The following is an 18,315-nucleotide window of genomic DNA, read 5'->3' on the forward strand; positions in this document are numbered from 1 at the left end:
GCGATGCTTGCCGACCTTCGTTCCCTTGATTCGAACCAGACCTTTGACACGCCCATTTGCATCATCGGTGCCGGAATTGCCGGCCTGACCCTGGCCCGGAGATTGCTGGCGCTGGGCTGGTCGGTCCTTTTGGTGGAAAGCGGCGGCACGGATTTCGAAACGCGGGTTCAGAACCTGTCGGCGGGCGGGGAAATCGGGCATCCCTATTACGACCTCGATTCCGTCAGCCTGCGCATGCTGGGGGGCACCACCGCCATCTGGGGCGGCCGCTGCGCTGAACTGGACCCGGTCGATTTCGAGACGCGGGCCTGGGTGCCGCACAGCGGATGGCCGTTCGGTCTTGCGGAATTGCGTCCCTATTACGATCAGGCGCTGAAGATTTTCCAGGTCCCCGCCCCCGCGGCCGACCGCCGGTCGATGGCGGATTGCTTGCCGTTGTTGCAGTCCCTGGACCGGGATGATCTGGCGGTCGGGTTCTGGAGCTTCGACGACGTGGCCGACCGCTTCGCCGCCCCCAGGATCGGCGACGTGTTGGACCATCCCCGCTGCCGTGTCCTGACTCACGCCACGGTGACCGCCCTGCATCTTGATCCCGGAGCAAGCTTCGTTTCCTCGGCCACGATCCGCGACGTATCGGGAAAATGCGCCACGGTGACCGCACGCCATTTCGTGCTGGCCTTGGGCGGCATCGAAAACCCGCGCCTGTTGCTGGCGTCGTGCGACGTCGCGGCGGCGGGTATCGGCAATGATCGCGATCTGGTGGGCCGGTTCTTCATGGAACACCCCCACGCGCGCGGCGGCCGGGTCAGCGGACCGGGCATCTGGGAATTGTTGCGCACGTTCGGCCGCCGCCACCGGACCGGAACCGCGTCGCATGCCGCCCTGTTGCGCCTGTCCGAGACGGCACAGGAACGTACCCGATCCCTCAACAGCGCCATCACCCTGGGCTTGCGTCAGCCCGAGGCTGCGCGCCAGGCGTTGATCGCGCGCTCTTACGCCGCGCTCAAGCACAATCTCGACGCCACCTCGACCAACCGCCGGCTTTGGCGGATGACCAAGCGCGGCCTGCGGTGGCTGAACGAGGCGACCCATCCCTTGCGCCCGTGGCTGGCGATCAAAAGCGGACAGGCGGAAGTGGCGGTCATCGTCCGCGCCGAACAGGCACCCAATCCCGACAGCCGGGTGACGTTGGCCGACGAACGCGACGCGTTGGGGATGCCCCGCACCCTGCTCGACTGGAACTTCACCGCGCTCGACAAGCACAGCGTCCGTTCCCTGGTCGAAGCCTTGGGCACCGCGTTGACGCGCGACAATCTTGGCGAACTCGGCCCGGCCGATTGGCTGGACGAGAACGGGCCTCTGTGGCACACCGACCCCAAGATCAGCGCCCACCCCATCGGCGGCTACCACCACATGGGAACCACCCGCATGGCCGACGATCCCGCCCATGGCGTGGTGGACCGGCACGGCCGGGTACACGGGGTCGCCAATCTGCACATCGCCGGCAGTTCGGTGTTTCCCACCGGCGGCTGGGCCAACCCCACCTTGACCATCGCCGCCCTGGCCCTGCGCCTGGGCGACCGCTTCGGCCCCTTCGCCTAATCCACCAGCGGCAAGGTCACGGTGAAGGTGCTGCCTTGGTCGAGGGCGGATTCCACGCCGACCATGCCGCCGTGGTTTTCCGCCACCTTTTTGACGATGGCCAGACCGATGCCGGTCCCCTCGTACTTGCCGCCGCCGTGCAGGCGCTGAAAAATGCGGAAAATCCGGTCATGGTAGCAAGGGTCGATGCCGATACCGTTGTCGATCACCGCGACGGCGACCGTGCCGCCCTCTTGGCGTTCCGCCCGCACCCTGACCCGTGCTGGACGCTCCGGGGAACGGTATTTCAGGGCGTTGCCGATCAGGTTCTGGAACATCCGGGCCAGTTGGCCGAAATCGCCATGGATGACGAAACCATCATCCACCGCCACTTCGACGCTGTCTTCGGGAGCGAGGTTCAAGACTTCCAAACCGGCGGCGACAGCACGGGCCAAGACCACGTCGCTCATCTCGACCTCGTGGCGGGTGACGCGGGAAAACGCCAGCAGGTCGAGAATCAACGAATCCATCCGCCGGGCGCCGTTGCTCACATAGGCCATGAACTCGCGTCCGTCGTCGTCGAACAATTCCGCGCACCGGCGTTCCAACAGGCCGATATAGCTGGAGATCTGACGCAACGGTTCGCGCAGGTCGTGTGACGCGACATAGGCGAATTGCTCCAGTTCCTCGTTGGAACGACGGATGGTCGCCAGATGCGCTTCGATCCGGGCCTTGGTTTCCACGTCCTCGGTGATGTCGCGGGAAAACACCGCCAGCCACGGCGTCCCGTCCGGGTTGGGAACGGGTGTTATGGTGTTGAGCAGGTGACGTTGACCACGGATGTCGCGCAACACGATGGTTTCGCCGCTTCTTGCCGCCTGCGCGCAGGCGATGCGACGGCGGGCGGCCACCTCTGGCGGAAACAGGGCGAACAGGTCGTGGCCGATCAACTGCTCCACCGTATGGCCGAGGCGCTCGGCGAACACCTGGTTGCAGGCCAGCAAGGCGCCGTCGCCATCGATCAGCATGGTGGCGTCGCTGGTGGCGTTCAGCAGCGATTGCACCACTTCGCGGCGGTGCCGGGCCTCGGCCTCGGCGCGGCGACGGTCGGAAACGTCATGCACGGTGCCTTCGGTGCCGCCGCCTTCGCGTTCACTCAAACGGCGGGCGCTGACCGAAACCCACACGACGGCGCCGTCGCGCCGTCGAAGGGCCAGGTCGTGCCCCAGGATTCGGCCCCCCTGGCTATCCAGATGTTCCAGAAGCAAGAGGCGCTGATCGGAATCCACGTAGAAGTCGCGGACGTCGCGACCCAGCACCTCTTCGCGGGACCATCCCAACAAATCCTCGACCGACCGCGACACCAGGGTAATCCGTCCCTGGGCATCGGTGCGATAGAACACGTCGGTCATGTTGTCGAGGATTGACCGCAACTCGTCTTGCGGCTGGCGGTGATCGGGTGAACTCATGCGGCTTTCCTTGCCACGCTCTTCCGACAACACTACCAATTTTCCCGACCGCTGGCGATTGGCCGCGTCAGCCGCCGAAAGAGCGGGCGATAGGCAGGAACTCGGCCACCACCTGTTCGTAAAGCGCCCGTTTGAACGGCACGATGGTCGCGGGAACATCCTCAAGCCGCATCCACCGCCATTCGGCGAATTCCGGGTGTTCGGTGGCGATGTTTATGTCGGAATCGTCGCCCAGGAAGCGCAAGGCGAACCATTTCTGTTTTTGGCCGCGCCAGCGGCCCTGGTGCCAACGGTCGGCCACTTCGGGCGGCAGATCGTAGGAGAACCAGCTTTGGCTTTCGCCGATCACCTCGGCCTTGGCGGTGCCGATTTCCTCTTCCATCTCGCGCAAGGCGGCGGTGGTCGGGTCCTCGCCGTCGTCGATGCCGCCTTGGGGGAACTGCCAGGCGTCCTGGTTGGTGTCGATCCGTCGCGCGGTGAACACCAGACCGTGGGCGTTGAACAGCACCAGGCCGACATTGGGGCGGTAAGGGCGGTCGTGATAGGGGACGAGCTTGCTCATGACTTTCCGTTCAAGGTGACGACAGCCGAGGCCGGGGCCAGCACCAAACCCTGTTCGCCCATGCGCCCGAACCATCCCAACAGACGGTCGAAGGCCACCGGGCGAGGGGTGACCACCAGCAACCCCCGCCCGTTCTTGCGGGCGATGTCGGCGGCGGCGTTCAGACGACTCTCGATGGCGTCGCGGAACAGGTCGTGGTCGATGGTGGCGATGACTTCGGCACGCGGCAAGTCCACGTCGAGCTTGGCTCCCTCTCCGGCGAAGGCCAGTCCACGTTCGCGCAACGCGGCCAGCACCGGCGCCAGCTTGGGCGAGCGAACGAAGGCCCCGCCGGGCGCCAGCGCGCCGAAGGCGCCGGGCACACGGGCCAACACCTGTTCCAGCCGGGTAATGTTCTCTTCGGCCGGGTTGCCCACCAACAACCCCCAGGGACCGGGGTCGCGAGAGGGAAAGCCTTCGGATTCGGCAGGCACCATGACCATGACCTCGTGCCCGGCGTCACGCGCCCGCTTGACCCATTTGTCCAAGGCCCCGGCATAGGGACTGAAAGCCAGGGTGACCTCGGGCGGCAGCTTGTCGATGGCGGCTTCGGTCGCGTCCTTGTCCAGGCCCAGTCCGGCCACCACCACGGCCATGCGGATTTTTCCGGGCTTCATCTCGAACGGTCGGGCATAGGCCTGGAACGCGGTCTGGCCGCCGCGCGACACCACCGGCAACGGTCCATAGGCGCTGCGGCGCAACAGCTCCTCGATCGGGGCCGGCGGCAACGGCTGCGCCTTGGTGGCGGGGTCCGGCAACGAAGCGTAGCTTGGGGCCTGATAGCCGGCGGCGGGCAACGGTTGCGTGGCGGCAACCGGGGCGGCCGGCACCACCGGCGGCGACGTGGTCGCCACCGGACCGGATGGAACCGGCGGCGCGATCACGGGAGGGGGAGGCGTTTCGACCGGGGCGGCCGGTTGCGGCGGGCTTTCGTGGCCTTCGCCCTCGGTGTGGCCGGTCTGCGGCGGCACCAGGGCGGGGGTGTCGTTTTCGCCCGGCGCGCCGGGAGGCGTGAGCAATGGCCCCGCCCCCGAGACCACCGGCGGCGTGCTGTCGCCACGGTTGTTGCGCCCCGGCATTTCCAGCGACAGGCGGGGCCGGTCGCCGATGTCGAGCAGGGCGATCAGATCGCGCGTGTCCATGGTGGAAGCCAGATAGGCCCCGGCTCCCAAGCCGCCGCCAAGCACCAGAACCAACAGGCCGGTCAACAGCGGGCGCAGGTTGACGCGCCGGCGCGGTTCGGGTTCCACCGATCCGAGCAGCCGTTCCGCAATCAGATCCTCGTCGTCGTCCAACGAGAGCATTGCCACCCTTATGCGCGCCGTGTCCGTCCCATGATGCCAAGACCATGCGGACGGCCCGGTTAAGAATTCAATAAGTCCTTACGGAAACGCCGCCCGGGGCCAACGCACCGGGCGGCGTCCGACAATTGCGTGCCGTGCCTAGTGCTCCGACGCATTCATATGCGTCAGAGCACTAGGCTTGCCTTTGGCGGCTGCGGCTGCGGCGCAAGCCAAGCTCAAGTGCCGCTCGGGCTTGGTGCATTGAACCATCTGAATGTTTCAATGCACTAGTTGGCGGGCGCGCGGTACAGCGACAGGCCGCGGATCAGGTCCAGCGCGCGGGCCATCTGGTAATCCTGGGTCGGGTCGCCCAGCTTGATCACCACGGGAGCCGGCTTGCCGTCGGCATCCTCGGGCTCGGGCTCGGGAGTCGCCTTGCCCTGGGGCGCCGCCTTCTTGTCTTCCTTGCCGTTCGGGGCGTCTGGATTGGCCAGCGCACCGCGCAAATGCGCCTCGGCCCGGCGTTCCCGCTCGGGAACAGCGATCGGCTCGACCTTGGCTTGCAGCACCTTGATGTCGGGCTCGATGCCGACCGCCTGGATCGACCGGCCCGAAGGCGTGTAGTAACGCGCCGTGGTCAGGCGCATGGAGCCATGTCCCGGCAACTGGATCAGGGTCTGCACCGAGCCCTTGCCGAACGACCGGCTGCCCAGCAGCAGGGCGCGGCGATGATCCTGAAGCGCGCCGGCGACGATTTCCGAGGCCGAGGCCGAACCATCGTTGATCAGCACCACCAGCGGCAGGCCGTCGGCGATGTCCCCAGCGCGGGCGTTGAAGCGCTGGGTGTCCTCGGCCTTGCGCGAACGGGTCGAGACGATTTCCCCCTTGTCCAGGAAGTCGTCGGACACGGCGATGGCCTGATCCAGCAATCCGCCGGGATTGTTGCGCAGGTCGATGACGAAGCCGGCGATGTCCTTGCCGATGGACTTCTTCAACTCGGCCATGTGCTTGACCAGATCGCCGTGGGTGCTTTGGCTGAATTGGGTGATGCGGATATAGCCGATATTGCCTTCGGCGTGCGAGCGCACCGTCTGGATACGGATGACGGCGCGCGTCAGCTTGACGTCGAAGGGTTCGGCCCCAACGCGACGCACGGTCAGCTTGATGTCGGTATTGACCGGGCCGCGCATGCGGTCCACCGCCTCGGACAGGGTCAGCCCCTGGACCGGCTCGCCGTCGAGGTGGGTGATGAAGTCACCCGGCTGCATGCCCGCGCGGAAGGCCGGGGTGTCGTCGATGGGCGACACCACCTTGACCCAGCCCTGTTCCATGGTCACCTCGATGCCAAGGCCGCCGAACTCGCCCTTGGTGTTGATGTCCATGTCCCGCGAATTCTTGGGATTGAGGTAGCTGGAATGGGGATCGAGCGAGGTCAGCATGCCGTTCAGCGCCGCCTCGATCAGTTCCTCGTCGTTCACCGGCTCGACGTAGTCCGAGCGGACCTTCTCGAACACCTCGGCGAACAGTTCCATCAGCTTATAGGTTTCCTTGCGCTCGGCCGCGTGGGCGGGAACAAGCGACGTGCCAGCCAGCAGGGCAAGCGCACCCGCAGCAATCAAAGTCTTGCGAATCATCCACTAACCTTACGTTTCTGAGCGGTGAGCCAAGGCAAGGGGTTCACGGGCTGGCCGTTGCGGCGCAGTTCCACATACAACATGGGCTTGGCTTCGTCCTGAGCCATGATCCCGACGGGTTCGCCCGAAGTGAGGCGTTGTCCGACCGTGGCGTCAATCCGGGCCATGCCCGCAAGGAGCGTATGATAGCCTTCGCTGTGTTCGATGATCAAGAGCAGGCCATAGCCGCGAAACGGCCCGGCGAAAGCGACCTGGCCGTCGAAGGGGGCGATGACCTGGGCCCCCTTGCGGGTGGCGATCTCAAGCCCCTTGTTGACCACGCCGACATCGTTGGTCTGCCCGTACCGGGTGATGATGCGGCCGCGGGCCGGAAACGGCATCTGGCCTTGGCCCTGGCTGAACGAGCGGCCGGTCGAGGCGGTGCGCGAGGCGGCAACCTCGCGCGCCGCCTTTTCCACGTCGCGGGCGGCTTTCTGGGCCATGATTTCCGCTTCCTTGGCGGTTTTTTGCGCGGCCAGTTCGGCTTCGCGGGCCGTCTGGGCGGCGGCCATCTCGCGGACCTTGCGTTCCTTTTCCGCCCGTTGCGCGGCCAATTCGGCCTCGCGCGCCGCCTTTTGCGCGGCCAATTCGGCCTCGCGCGCCGCTTTTTGGGCCTTGATCTCGGCCTCGCGGGCGGCCTTTTCGGCGGCGACCTTGGCGGCGGCCTCGGCTTCGCGGCGTTTGCGTTCCTCTTCCAGCCGCGTCAACAGGTCGCGTAAATCCTCGGCTTCGCTCGCCAGGTTTCGCAGGCGTTGTTCGGCGGCATCCGACTCGGCCAAGGTGGCGGTCTGAAGGCTGGACTTGCGCAGCCACAAATCCTTGAGACGGTTGTGCTCGCCCTCAAGCCGGGCGGCGGTGGTGGCGATTCGTTTCTTTTGCTGGACGATATCGGCCCGCACGCGGGCCATCATGTCGATCTCGCCCTTGAGATCCTGGGCCGAGCGTTCGATCTGCGGCACGGCGGCGCGCAGCAGGATGGCCGAACGCACGGTGTCCGCCGGGGTCTGTGGCTGGGCCAGCAAGGCCTCGGTCGGCCGCCACGCCAGACGCTGCAAGGCGGTCAGCACGCCGGTCATCTGTTGCGACCGCCGCCGTAGCGTTTCGCCCTTGTCGCCTTCCAGCGACTTCAAATCCTCAAGCTGGGTTTCCAACTCGCTCAGGATTTCCTCGCTTTCCTGGGCGGCGCGGGCGGCGTTGACCATGTCGGTGCGAATCTGGCCCAGTTCGTCGGTGATGGCACGGGCCTTGCGTTTGATTTCCTCGTGCTCGGCACGCGACCGTTTCAATTGGTCCTCAAGCTCGTGCAGACGGCGGTCGGCGGTGGCCGGGTCCGGCGCTTGCGCCAAAACCGGACCCGCCGCCAGAACCGCCGCCAGCATCAGCGGCAAAAGGCCGTCATTCCGCCGCACGGCGCCCCGACAACAAGGGCTGGCCGCTCATTTCCGCCGGCTGCGGCAGACCAAGCAAAGCCAGAAGGGTCGGCGCCACGTCGGCCAGCTTGCCGTCGGCCAAGGCATCCGCGCCGGCTGGACCGTTCACCAGAAGCACGTCCACCGGACCGGTGGTATGCGCGGTATAGGGTTCGTGAGTGTCGGGATCGGTCATCATCTCGGCGTTGCCATGATCGGCGGTCACCAGCATGACGCCGCCCGCCGCCTTCACCGCCGCTTCCAGCCGCGCCAGGCAACCGTCCACGGTGTGGGCGGCCTTCATGGCCGCCTCCAGGATGCCGGTATGGCCGACCATGTCGCCATTGGCGTAGTTGGCGACGATCAGGTCGTACTTGCCCGAGCCGATGGCCTCGACCAGCTTGTCGGTGACCTCAAGCGCCGACATCTCGGGCTGAAGGTCGTAGGTGGCGACCTTGGGGCTGGGCACCAGGATGCGGTCTTCGCCGTCATAGACCTGTTCACGGCCGCCGTTGAAGAAAAAGGTGACGTGAGCGTATTTCTCGGTCTCGGCGATGCGCAGTTGGGTCTTGCCGGCGGCGCTCACCACCTCGCCCAACAGGTTCGAAAGGCTTTCGGCCGGGAACAAGGTGTCCAGAAAGGCGCACAAATCCTTGGAATACTCGGTCAGGCCCAGCCGCGCCGAGAAGTGCGGCACGCGGGCCCGGACAAAGCCGTCGAATGCGGGGTCAACCAAGGTGTGCAGGATCTCGCGGGCCCGGTCGGCGCGGAAGTTGCCCATCAACAGGCCGTCGCCGTCCTTGATGCCGGCATAGTCGCCGATCACCACCGGCAACACGAATTCGTCGGTCTTGCCGGCGGCATAGGACGCGTCGATGGCCGAAAGGGCGTCGGCGGCCCGCGGCCCGCTTCCCAGCGCGATGGCGTCGAAGGCCAGTTGCACGCGGTCCCAACGCTTGTCGCGATCCATGGCGTAATAACGGCCCGACACGGTGGCGATGGCCGCCTTGGTGTCCTTGATGTCCGCCTGGAACTTGGCGACGAAGTCGCGCGCCGAGCTGGGCGGCGTGTCGCGGCCGTCCAGATAGGCATGCACGGCGACGGGGACATCGGCCGCGTCGGCGATGCGAGCCAGCGCCGCCAGATGGTCCTGGTGCGAATGGACGCCGCCGGGGCTCATCAGTCCCATGATGTGCAGCGTGCCGCCCGCCGCCCTGACCTTGGCGAAGGCTTCGGCCAACAGGGGATTGCCGGCCAGTGAACCGTCGGCCACCGCCTGGTCGATGCGCGGCAGGTCCTGCATGACCACGCGGCCGGCGCCCAGATTCATGTGCCCCACCTCGGAATTGCCCATCTGGCCGTCGGGCAGCCCCACCGCCAGACCCGACGTCTTGAGCAGGGCATGCGGGACGCTGGCCATCAGCCGGTCCCAGGTGGGGGTGTCGGCCAGGGCGATGGCGTTGTCGGCGGGATCGTCGCGATGTCCCCAGCCGTCAAGGATGCACAGGACGACGGGACGCGGGGTGTGGGCTTGCTTGGTCATGTCGGGCGCTGGTCTTGAGCTTTCTTGTTGATCTGGTCCGCAGGCGCGGGCGGTGCAAGCCTATACCTTTTCCCGGTTGGGGGCCATGCGGTTGCGGGCATCGACATTGACAGCGTCGGGCGCTGGCGGAAGAATGGCGCCCCATGCCACGCGGGGACGTGGAGAAATTGGTAAACTCTGGCGACTTAAAAAAGATTGCGCCTACGTGTTTTTGCCACTTACCGCATTGATTTAGCTGGAAATTCTTGCCGTTGACGCGCGTGCACAGTCCATGCACAGTATTCGCGCGCACGCTGCTGCGTGCCCATGGACTTGGAGCGCGGTATGGCAACAGAAATTACCGTCACTGAAGATATCAGGCTTTATATCCGCGACGGAACCAAAAATTACTCGGCGCGCATTCGCTTGCCTGATGGCAAATGGAAGCGGATTTCAACTGGCACTTCCGACGAAAACAAGGCGCGGGAACAGGCGCTGCACCATTACGCGGAAATGAAGTTCCGCGTCAGCAATAACCTTGTTCCGGATTCCCGCACGGTTCGTCACGTCTGCGAACAAGCCAAGATGGAGATGCAGGAGGCCCTCGACGCCGGTTCGGGCAAGGTCATCTGGAACCACTACATGTTCACCATCGACAAGTGGATCATCCCCTTCTTCGGCAATCGTCCCATTGATGGCCTGACCTACAAGGACATGAAGGAGTGGCAGGACTGGAAACAGGCGCAATGGGGGCGGCGCATGGGCTACAGCACGCTGCGCAATCACAACTCGGCCATGTCGCAGGTGTTCAAATGCGCGCTGCTGCACAGCTGGATGAAGGACTTCCAGGTTCCCCAGCAATACAACGGCGGCAAGGCCCCGGAGGCACGTAACGCCTTCCTGGATGACGACTACACCGCCATCATGCAGGCGCTGAGCGACGCGGCGGGCACGGGCCGGAAGGCGCGCAGCCGCGTCAAGCGCGAGATCCTTGAGTGCTATGTGGGCGTGCTGTGCACCAGCGGCCTGCGTCCCGGTATCGAGATGAACACCCTGCGCTGGTGCGATTACGATCCGGAATGGGAAGCTCCCGACGGCTCGACGCATCCGGAACTTCGTGTCCAGGCCGGTAAGCGCGGCGGACGCGGTGTCATCGTTCGCGCTGCCTGCCGTAAATGGCTGACCCGCATGCGCGAGATTTCGCCGCCCAGCAAGGACACCGACCTGATCTTCCGCTATCCCGATGGCGAGGCTGTTGGCGACATGAACCGCACCTTCCAGGTGGTGCTGAAGAATGCCGGGTTGCTGATCGACCACAAGGGCAGGAAGCGGACCCTCTACTGCTGCCGCCACTTCTATGGAACCAACATCCTGGTGTTCCAGCCGGACATCGATCCCATATTCCTGGCGGGTGCGATGGGAACCAGCGTCGCCATGCTGGAAAGGTACTATGCCGACGCCGATCCAAAGCGAAAGGCTTCGGCTTTCTCGGGCATAACACGCAAGCCCGCAAGTTTGCCCGGCATCAACATTGACAGCGTTGTCCGCAAACGAAAGAATATCGACTTCTGACCACGCGGGGACGTGGAGAAATTGGTAAACTCTGGCGACTTAAAATCTTATGGTAGTGTAGGTTTTCCAAGGGTTTTAGCAGCTATGCGCGTAAAAGCGCGTAATTCCCTAGGAAGGAGCCTACACCATGGGATCTATCGTCGAAGAGAAGCGGGTCGGTAAGGACGGCAAGGCCGTTACGACCTACCGGGCGCACATTCGGCGCAAGGGCTTCAAGAGCCAGTCCAAGACGTTCCGCACCAAGACCGATGCGAAAGAGTGGCTGCGCAACAACGAAGCCTCCGTCTTGCTTGACAAGAAAGCCAAGGGCGCGGGCACCACGTTCAAGAAGCTCGCCGATCTGTTCGCCGTAGCGCCCCCGATGAAGGGCACCCGGTATTGGGATTCCTGCCACCTCGATTTCTGGATTGAACAGTTTGGGGCGCTGCACCTCGATGAGGTGAACCATGCCGAAATCAACGCGGCGGTAGCGGTGCTACAGACCCGCCCGGCTATGCGGATCACCGCCCGCGGGCCGAAGCCGACCGGCAAGCCGTTGGCGCCCTCAACGGTCAATCGCTATCTCGCCACCTTGTCGGCGGTTATGAACTTCGCGCTCAAGCGGGGAATGATTGACGCCCATCCCATGAAGACCGGAAAGGTGGGGAAGCTGACCGAGGGCAACGGACGGCGGCGCATCCTTACCGAAGCTGAGGTCACGCGCCTGCTGGACGCTTCCGAAGCGTGCCGGTGGTCGATGATGCCCCTGTTCCTTCGCATGCTGCTGACGACGGCCGCGCGGAAATCCGAAGTGCTGAACCTGAAATGGCAGGATGTGCACCTGACGGAATCGGTGGCGATCCTGAACGAAACCAAGAACGGCCGGGCCAGGGCGTTGCCCCTGGTTTCCGACGTGCGGGCCACGCTGGAACAGGCCAGCAAGGTGCGCCCGATCAATTCCGATTACGTGTTCTTCGATCCCCGGCACCCAGAACGACCGAAAAACGTGGATACCATTTGGCGGTTCGTCCGCAAGCGCGCCGGGTTGCTGAAGGACAGGGACGATCCCCTCGACCAAGTGGTGCTGCACACCACCCGTCATTCCGCCATCACCAAGATGCTGAAAGGCGGCGCCAACCTGACGCAGGCTGCGGTGGTTTCCGGCCACCAGACCCTTGCCATGCTCAAGCGGTACGAGCATTTGGCCGCGCAGGACGCCGTTGAACTCGCCGAGCGCCTGCTTGGCAAGAAGGGGTGAGCACCCCGGACCCCGCCGCCTGACGGCTTCAGGCAGAGCGGATCGGCACGGTGTTCCCGCACTGTGCCGATCCTGACCAAGACGCAACGTTGGAGGTTGCATCATGATTGAACAGCACAATACCAGCATTCCGACCGGCAGTGAACTCCGCGCCGACGCGCTAGCCCGCTTGGCCCAGGCCCGCACCGTCCTGAATGTTCTTCTGTATGACGGTGAGTATGTCGATAAATTTGAGCGTCTCGCCCACGAAGAAGTCGTAAACCTCATATGGACAGCAGTCACCTTGCTGGAACAGTCCGAAGACTTCCTCGGAAAGATCAAATATGCGTCTGCGCATTAACATAGCGAACTGACCTCGTGGGGGCCGCTTCAGCGGCCTCCACTTTTATGCTGTCGTACCTACGCAAAATTCACACTCGGAAACTGCTTGACATTTCGAGTATGCAGCGGGAATCTACTGACAGTATCTCGAAGCTGAACATTAGCGATGCCAGACCGCGACGACTGGTGAGTACGAGGCAACACCCCCGAGCGTAAGCTAAAGGTGGTGGTGGCAGACCCCAAGGAACGCACCGCCCTTGGAACTGTCATCCCCTAGTCGAAAGGCTGGGACGGGCTGTGAGAGATATAGACCGGAGCACTACGATGCTGCCGGTCTTTAATTTATGCGGAACGACCGGTGGCGACTCACAGGAAGAGTTGCCCCATGCAAACTTCTCAGAACCGGCCCGACGCCATCCCTTTGGATGACCTGTACGAGCCGTCCGAACTGGTCGCCATGTTCCCCAAGGTGCTGAGCATCAACACCTTGAAATGGCATCTATTCAACCGCCACAAGAACGGCCTCGACACCGCGTGCGTGAAAGGCTTCCGCCGCAAAATTCTGATTTCCAAGTCGCGATTTGAACAGTGGTTGGCAACGCAGACTGACGCCGCGAGGGCCGCATCATGAGCAAAACAGCACATGGGCCAACGCCACTATCCAACTTCGACTTTGGCGAACGCGGCATGTCCGCTGCGCTGAACATGACCGATGACGAATTCCTTGTCGCCTACATGAATAAGGAAATTGCGCCCCCCGATAGCGTGCGCTCGGGCGAGTCCCGGTGGTCAATCTGGGCCTTGGCACGGGAAATCACGAAGCGGACCCCGGCTGGTCTGGCAGGATTGGAAATCCTCGTCTACCACATCAACGCGTTGGTACGTGCCGAACAGGCGGAAGAAGGGCATGACGATGCCCCGCCCCCTCTGAACGTCCAGTGACGGGGGGGGCATGCATGAACCGGATCGCATCCGAAAAGGCGAAAGCCCCGGTGGGCACCGGGGCTTTCAATTTGGGTCATGAGTTTGGTTTACCGAGGGTCGAAACGGAATGTAGCTCACATTGTGGTGAGCTACGCGCACCCTCCGCACTTCGGGATTTGTCTGCCTGGCTGATCTGGCGTTACGAACCCGGCGACAAAAAACCGCGCAAGGTGCCGTACTACGTGACCGGCGGCCGTCGCAAGGGAACCCAGGGTGGCGCCGAGGATCGCGCCCACCTTGTCACCTTCGACGCGGCCACCGACGCCGCGAAGCGTCGTCAATTTGACGGCGTGGGATTTGCCACCCTGCCCGAATTCAACGTGGTCGCCCTCGATTTCGACCGCTGCGTCGTCGACGGCACCGTGCATCAGGACGTGGAAAAGCTGGTCGCCGGCACCTACGCCGAATATTCGCCGTCCGGCAACGGAGTCCGGGCCTTCATGCGGGGCAACTTGGGCAATGGCAAGGACACCAAGGGGGAATTCGGTTTCGAGGTGTTCAGCGATTCCGGGTTCGTCACGTTCACCGGCAAAACGCTTCCCGTCACCGAAATGTTGGGGACGGCGGACACCATCGCGGACGTGACAACCGAAGTTCAGGCGTTGGCCGCAAAGCGGTTCAACCGCGTACCGTCCAGCGCCAGCACCGCCGATCCCCTGTTGACCTATGAACCGTGCCTTGGCCTCACCCCGGACCAGATCAAAGCGGCCCTGGCCGTGCTCGATCCCGACATGGGCTATGGCGACTGGCTGAATGTTGGCATGGCCCTGCACCATGAAACCGACGGCGAAGGCTTCGACTTTTGGAACGACTGGTCGGCCGGTGGAAGCAAATACCCAGGGGCCGACCCTCTTCAACAAAAGTGGGGTTCCTTCGGTGGCCAGGGGGGCAGGCCGGTCACGGCCCGATACTTGGTCAAGCTCGCCAAAGAGCATGGCGTTGGCCTGAACGTCTTTTCCCTCGACGAATTCACACCGCCGACGATGGACGCGCGGAACGACGGCGGGCGTTTTCATGTGGTCCCAGCGGGGGAGTTCTCCCGCGGGCGGGCGCCCGACTGGATCATCAAGGGCGTGGTTCCCCGTGCCGAACTTGTCGTGCTGTTCGGGGAATCTGGTTCGGGAAAATCTTTCCTGGCCTTGGACATGGCCGCAGCCATCGCGCGCGGGGCTGACTGGTGGGGCAATCGCACCAAGCCGGGCCGCGTGGTCTACATCGCAGCGGAAGGTGGCGGCGGCTTCCGAAATCGCTTGCGCGCCTACGAACAGGCCCGAGGCGTCAGCCTGGATAGCCTGCCGCTGGGCATCATCCACGCGGCCCCCAATTTCCTGCAAAAGGACGACGCGCTGGACGTGGCGCGGGCCATCGGCTCCGCCGACGTGGTGTTCGTGGACACCTTTGCCCAGGTCACACCCGGCGCCAACGAGAACGCGGCGGAAGACATCGGCAAGGCCCTCACGCACTGCCGGGGCATCCACCGGGCCACGGGCGCGGTCGTCGTCCTGATCCACCACGCAGGCAAAGATCCAACCAGGGGGGCGCGCGGCTGGTCCGGCCTCAAGGCGGCGGCCGATGCCGAGATTGAAGTCCTGCGCCTACCGAACGGACGCATCGCCCGGATTTCCAAGCAGAAGGACGGGGAGGACGGCCTCGAATGGGGCTTCGATTTGGTGAAGGTGCCTATCGGCATGGATGACGACGGCGACGTGGTTGATTCCTGCGTCGTGGAACGTGCCGACACCGTTCCCGCCGCCTGCGGCCGACAGCGACCGCTGGGCATATGGCAGCGATTGGCTCTCGAAATCCTGAACGAGTTCGCTATCGGTCAGACCGAGGGCATCGAGCCTTCCGCAGTGGTCGCCGAAATGCTGGTCCGCGGCCCCGTCGCGGAAGAAGGCAAGCGCGATGCCCGAAAGCAGCGTGCGGATCGCGCCTTGCGCGCGGTCTGCGAAGGCGATGACGCGCCGTACCGTTTGGACGGCGATTACATCAAGGTGGCGGAATGAACGTGCAGAAAATTACATGCACCTTGCACCATCTTTTGCACCTTGGTGCACCAAGGTGCGGCGCGCGATCCGCCCATCTGCACCGCACCGCACCACCACCCTATAGGGGTGGTGCAGTGGTGCAGTGGCGCGGGGTGAAGGTGCAAAATTTTACAAAGACCCCTGGCCGAAATTCCGGCTCCCCGGTGCGACGCGGCGGGGGTGCCACACGGTGCCGTCAAACGGCACGCATCGCACACGCGGGCGCGCGATATAGAAAACAGGGCGCTGCCCGGGTGCGATCCGCACATCCGCACACCTAAAAAACGCGCGAGCGGATCGTGCAGGACAGAAGGAGGGCGCATTGATGTTCAGGGTGGTCGCAGTTAACGAAGCCGGTCTGCGCTGCGGCGAAGACCATCCGGGGGCGAAGCTGACGGATAGCGAAGTCGAGTTGATCCGCCAATTGCGTGAAAGCGGCATGAGCTACGGCGTCCTGGCCGATAAATTCGATGTGTCGAAAAGCTGCATCGCGGACATCTGCAAGTACAGGCGGCGCGGTCAGTTCGTACTACACGAAAAGAAAGTGCGCGTTCAGGAATAGCCCACCGGATATGAAGGGTTTTGTCATGGAAATGTCTATCGGGAAATTTAAGGGCCAGCCTATCGAAGCGATGCCCACTGCGTACATCGCGTGGTGTCTCTCGCAGGACCACTTCCGTTTCAAGAATTGGCCTCTGGTCGAGGAAATGTTGAAGGTGCTCCGCTCCCGGCTTGCAGACGCCGACAGCCTGCACGCGGAACTGCGGGTGGAAACCATGCCAAAGAAGCGGCGGCGGCCAGAACCACGTTGGGCAGCCAGGAAGCGGGAACGTATGGAGAAGCGGCTGCACAAGATGACGGCCCTCCTTCGCCGACAGGTCAATCCCGACGATGTGAGCGACCTGATTTGACCCTCAACAGATATGTAGACTTTCAAAACCCAAGGAAATCCGCGCCATTCCGGCGCTTCGCGTAATTTGGCGTGTAAGAAGGGCCTCGAAATGGACGACAAAGACATCCCTGCGGCCCTGCGCCGCCTAATCATGACCTTGCAGCAGTACCCGGCGGATAGTCCGGTCGGCCAAGTGCTCGCCAACCGTTTGCCCCCGGACGACGCCCGCGCCACGCTCGCCTGGCTGGACCGTCAGGCGCGGCGGGAAGCCCTGCCGCTCATCTTTTCCTTTGAGGTGCCCGGCTATGTGCTGCTCGGTTCGGAAGACGATGCCCGCGCGGTACCCAATCCGGGCTTGGTCGGTCTGAAAGCGGCCTGGGACATCTTTCTGGAAGGCCCCAGCGCCCCCCTGGTCTACTTCGCCGCCGACAAGGGCATGACATCAAACGGGCTGCGCAACGCCTTGGCGCGCGCCGCGGAGTGGGTTGACCGGCGATACCCGCCCCTGGCGGTGGCTATTCGGGGCATCAAGGTCCAACAGGACGGATCGGCGTGCTTTGATATGTCGTTGAGGCTGCGCCTAGCTGGCGTGTTTTCTGCGTGTGCGAAGCCCGCAAGCATCTGGTGACATGGCATTCTCGGGTTGTTTCGCCAACCAGAGAAAGGGCCGCACCAGGATGCCACTCAATCCCAAAATTCAGGCGGCGACCGAGGAAAAGGTCCGCCTTGAAAAAAGCCTCGATACCTTGCGGATCGCCCTCGACGATGCCGCGGATGCCAACAAGCCCAACGACGTGAAGCGATTGCAGGCGGAAATCGCCGCCACGCGGGAAATGATCGCGTCTTATGGGCGCCGTATCGAAAAGCTGCATGCGCAGGATTCCGAGGTTGAACGACAGGCCCGGCGCAAAGCCAACGATGAGGCCCTTGCGCAGTTCAAGCGGCTTTCCAGCAAGCTGCCGGGCCGCGCCGTCGAAATCCGGCATGCCGTGGCCGCCCTGGCCGCCCAGATCGCCGCTTTCCAAACCATCGCCGATCAGTGCGGTGATCTGGCCTATTCCCTGACGCAGCAGATTGACGAACGCCGTTTCTATTCCTCGGTGTTCTTGCACCTTCCCATATACGTCCGCTTCACGGATGGCGTGTTGGGCCACTGCGTCGCCGATGAACTCCGCAAGGCTCGTATTTTCCGTGAATTTGCGGTCAACCCCCACGTCGATTTGCCCCGTCTGGATCTGTCTCCCATCGAGGAATGCATCGAAGCTCGGGTCGAAAAGCTGACGGTGTACATGACCGACGCTTGCAAATATGCCAACGAAGGAATCCAGCCATGATTATCGACGGCGACCTCATGTTTTCCGACAAGCAGGACGTGAGCGCGACGGGCTATTCGTCCAACACGGTGGAAATTCACCCCAACCTCAGCCCCGCCGGCCTCGACATGGCCGTGCAGATCGTCGTTCGCAGCGCGTCGAGCGAAGCCGCGACACTGACCGTGGAACTGGAAACGTCCAGCGACAACACGGCCTGGGCGAAGGTGGCGGGCGTGGCGAAGCCCTCCGGCGAGGCCGTTTTCAGCCTTTCGCTGAACAACGTCGCCGGCCTCCGCAAGTACCTGCGGCTGCGCTACGTGGTGAGCGGGGCGTTCAACATCATGTCCATGCTGGTAGCGGGCAGCGGCTTTTCGAGCGCCGCCCGCGTCGGCAACCTTCCGGCCCGCGGTCAGGAATAGAGGGAGGGGGCG

At 63.7% G+C, this 18,315-nt stretch carries 18 protein-coding genes; 12 read left to right on the top strand and 6 right to left on the bottom strand.

The features are described from left to right. Positions 1–3: 3 nt before the first annotated feature. Entirely contained in the window at positions 4–1,602 is a 1,599-nt protein-coding gene (locus G4223_RS18490) for an FAD-dependent oxidoreductase (RefSeq protein WP_163682782.1), read from the top strand. Here G4223_RS18490 and G4223_RS18495 read toward each other — a convergent pair. The 6 genes from G4223_RS18495 to gpmI form a co-directional block, all read right to left on the bottom strand. After that, positions 1,599–3,050 carry a sensor histidine kinase gene (locus G4223_RS18495; RefSeq protein WP_163682784.1) on the bottom strand — a complete coding sequence of 484 codons (1,452 nt, stop codon included), beginning with the start codon at positions 3,048–3,050 and terminating at the stop codon, positions 1,599–1,601. The two genes, G4223_RS18490 and G4223_RS18495, sit on opposite strands and share 4 nt — an antisense overlap. 67 nt (positions 3,051–3,117) lie before the next feature. Beyond that, positions 3,118–3,612 carry an RNA pyrophosphohydrolase gene (locus G4223_RS18500; protein WP_163682786.1) on the bottom strand — a complete coding sequence of 165 codons (495 nt, stop codon included), beginning with the start codon at positions 3,610–3,612 and terminating at the stop codon, positions 3,118–3,120. Beyond that, positions 3,609–4,955 carry a divergent polysaccharide deacetylase family protein gene (locus tag G4223_RS20310; protein ID WP_163682788.1) on the bottom strand — a complete coding sequence of 449 codons (1,347 nt, stop codon included), beginning with the start codon at positions 4,953–4,955 and terminating at the stop codon, positions 3,609–3,611. Before G4223_RS20310 ends, G4223_RS18500 begins: the two co-directional genes overlap by 4 nt. Before the next feature lie 266 nt (positions 4,956–5,221). Then, positions 5,222–6,568 (bottom strand): S41 family peptidase, encoded by a 1,347-nt coding sequence (locus G4223_RS18510; protein ID WP_163682790.1) that lies wholly within the window; start codon positions 6,566–6,568, stop codon positions 5,222–5,224. Continuing rightward, positions 6,565–8,016 carry a peptidoglycan DD-metalloendopeptidase family protein gene (locus G4223_RS18515; protein ID WP_338086931.1) on the bottom strand — a complete coding sequence of 484 codons (1,452 nt, stop codon included), beginning with the start codon at positions 8,014–8,016 and terminating at the stop codon, positions 6,565–6,567. Before G4223_RS18515 ends, G4223_RS18510 begins: the two co-directional genes overlap by 4 nt. Next, positions 8,003–9,559, bottom strand: a complete 1,557-nt coding sequence (gene gpmI / locus G4223_RS18520) for a 2,3-bisphosphoglycerate-independent phosphoglycerate mutase (RefSeq protein WP_163682792.1) — start codon at positions 9,557–9,559, stop codon at positions 8,003–8,005. The genes G4223_RS18515 and gpmI overlap by 14 nt, the downstream gene beginning before the upstream one ends. Before the next feature lie 324 nt (positions 9,560–9,883). Between gpmI and G4223_RS18525 the strand changes: the two genes are divergently transcribed. The 11 genes from G4223_RS18525 to G4223_RS18575 all read left to right on the top strand — a co-directional run bounded on the left by G4223_RS18525 (position 9,884) and on the right by G4223_RS18575 (position 18,303). Then, positions 9,884–11,110 (top strand): hypothetical protein, encoded by a 1,227-nt coding sequence (locus G4223_RS18525; protein WP_163682793.1) that lies wholly within the window; start codon positions 9,884–9,886, stop codon positions 11,108–11,110. Positions 11,111–11,237: 127 nt separating this feature from the next. Beyond that, the gene (locus G4223_RS18530; RefSeq protein ID WP_163682795.1) at positions 11,238–12,347 is read left to right on the top strand and encodes a tyrosine-type recombinase/integrase; all 1,110 of its coding nucleotides are present in this window, start codon (positions 11,238–11,240) and stop codon (positions 12,345–12,347) included. A gap of 103 nt (positions 12,348–12,450) precedes the next feature. Further along, the gene (locus G4223_RS18535) at positions 12,451–12,687 is read left to right on the top strand and encodes a hypothetical protein (protein WP_163682797.1); all 237 of its coding nucleotides are present in this window, start codon (positions 12,451–12,453) and stop codon (positions 12,685–12,687) included. Positions 12,688–13,053: 366 nt separating this feature from the next. Continuing rightward, positions 13,054–13,299 carry a hypothetical protein gene (locus G4223_RS18540; RefSeq protein WP_163682799.1) on the top strand — a complete coding sequence of 82 codons (246 nt, stop codon included), beginning with the start codon at positions 13,054–13,056 and terminating at the stop codon, positions 13,297–13,299. Continuing rightward, on the top strand, positions 13,296–13,610 hold the full coding sequence (locus G4223_RS18545; RefSeq protein WP_163682801.1) for a hypothetical protein: 315 nt from the start codon (positions 13,296–13,298) through the stop codon (positions 13,608–13,610). Before G4223_RS18540 ends, G4223_RS18545 begins: the two co-directional genes overlap by 4 nt. Positions 13,611–13,624: 14 nt before the next feature. Continuing rightward, positions 13,625–15,658 (top strand): AAA family ATPase, encoded by a 2,034-nt coding sequence (locus G4223_RS18550; protein ID WP_163682802.1) that lies wholly within the window; start codon positions 13,625–13,627, stop codon positions 15,656–15,658. Positions 15,659–16,004: 346 nt separating this feature from the next. Beyond that, positions 16,005–16,241 carry a hypothetical protein gene (locus G4223_RS18555; protein ID WP_163682804.1) on the top strand — a complete coding sequence of 79 codons (237 nt, stop codon included), beginning with the start codon at positions 16,005–16,007 and terminating at the stop codon, positions 16,239–16,241. A 25-nt stretch (positions 16,242–16,266) separates the two neighbouring features. Next, entirely contained in the window at positions 16,267–16,590 is a 324-nt protein-coding gene (locus G4223_RS18560; protein ID WP_163682806.1) for a hypothetical protein, read from the top strand. Between the two features lie 90 nt (positions 16,591–16,680). Then, entirely contained in the window at positions 16,681–17,199 is a 519-nt protein-coding gene (locus G4223_RS18565; protein WP_163682808.1) for a hypothetical protein, read from the top strand. After that, on the top strand, positions 17,174–17,905 hold the full coding sequence (locus G4223_RS18570) for a GIL1 family protein (RefSeq protein WP_163682810.1): 732 nt from the start codon (positions 17,174–17,176) through the stop codon (positions 17,903–17,905). Before G4223_RS18565 ends, G4223_RS18570 begins: the two co-directional genes overlap by 26 nt. Then, a complete protein-coding gene (locus G4223_RS18575; protein ID WP_163682812.1) occupies positions 17,902–18,303 on the top strand; it encodes a Bbp16 family capsid cement protein in 402 nt (133 codons plus the stop codon). The genes G4223_RS18570 and G4223_RS18575 overlap by 4 nt, the downstream gene beginning before the upstream one ends. Positions 18,304–18,315 lie beyond the last annotated feature (12 nt).

Source organism: Magnetospirillum aberrantis SpK, assembly GCF_011022235.1.
GTDB classification, from domain to species: Bacteria; Pseudomonadota; Alphaproteobacteria; order Rhodospirillales; family Magnetospirillaceae; genus Magnetospirillum; species Magnetospirillum aberrantis.

Excerpts from the sequence above, each read along its gene's own strand:
- G4223_RS18500 (WP_163682786.1), bottom strand. The coding sequence starts at position 3,612 with ATGAGCAAGCTCGTCCCCTATCACGACCGCCCTTACCGCCCCAATGTC.
- G4223_RS18545 (WP_163682801.1), top strand. The coding sequence starts at position 13,296 with ATGAGCAAAACAGCACATGGGCCAACGCCACTATCCAACTTCGACTTT.
- G4223_RS18490 (WP_163682782.1), top strand. The coding sequence starts at position 4 with ATGCTTGCCGACCTTCGTTCCCTTGATTCGAACCAGACCTTTGACACG.
- G4223_RS18510 (WP_163682790.1), bottom strand. The coding sequence starts at position 6,568 with ATGATTCGCAAGACTTTGATTGCTGCGGGTGCGCTTGCCCTGCTGGCT.
- gpmI (WP_163682792.1), bottom strand. The coding sequence starts at position 9,559 with ATGACCAAGCAAGCCCACACCCCGCGTCCCGTCGTCCTGTGCATCCTT.
- G4223_RS18565 (WP_163682808.1), top strand. The coding sequence starts at position 16,681 with ATGGACGACAAAGACATCCCTGCGGCCCTGCGCCGCCTAATCATGACC.
- G4223_RS18530 (WP_163682795.1), top strand. The coding sequence starts at position 11,238 with ATGGGATCTATCGTCGAAGAGAAGCGGGTCGGTAAGGACGGCAAGGCC.
- G4223_RS18575 (WP_163682812.1), top strand. The coding sequence starts at position 17,902 with ATGATTATCGACGGCGACCTCATGTTTTCCGACAAGCAGGACGTGAGC.
- G4223_RS18550 (WP_163682802.1), top strand. The coding sequence starts at position 13,625 with ATGAACCGGATCGCATCCGAAAAGGCGAAAGCCCCGGTGGGCACCGGG.
- G4223_RS20310 (WP_163682788.1), bottom strand. The coding sequence starts at position 4,955 with ATGCTCTCGTTGGACGACGACGAGGATCTGATTGCGGAACGGCTGCTC.
- G4223_RS18535 (WP_163682797.1), top strand. The coding sequence starts at position 12,451 with ATGATTGAACAGCACAATACCAGCATTCCGACCGGCAGTGAACTCCGC.
- G4223_RS18495 (WP_163682784.1), bottom strand. The coding sequence starts at position 3,050 with ATGAGTTCACCCGATCACCGCCAGCCGCAAGACGAGTTGCGGTCAATC.
- G4223_RS18555 (WP_163682804.1), top strand. The coding sequence starts at position 16,005 with ATGTTCAGGGTGGTCGCAGTTAACGAAGCCGGTCTGCGCTGCGGCGAA.
- G4223_RS18560 (WP_163682806.1), top strand. The coding sequence starts at position 16,267 with ATGGAAATGTCTATCGGGAAATTTAAGGGCCAGCCTATCGAAGCGATG.
- G4223_RS18540 (WP_163682799.1), top strand. The coding sequence starts at position 13,054 with ATGCAAACTTCTCAGAACCGGCCCGACGCCATCCCTTTGGATGACCTG.
- G4223_RS18525 (WP_163682793.1), top strand. The coding sequence starts at position 9,884 with ATGGCAACAGAAATTACCGTCACTGAAGATATCAGGCTTTATATCCGC.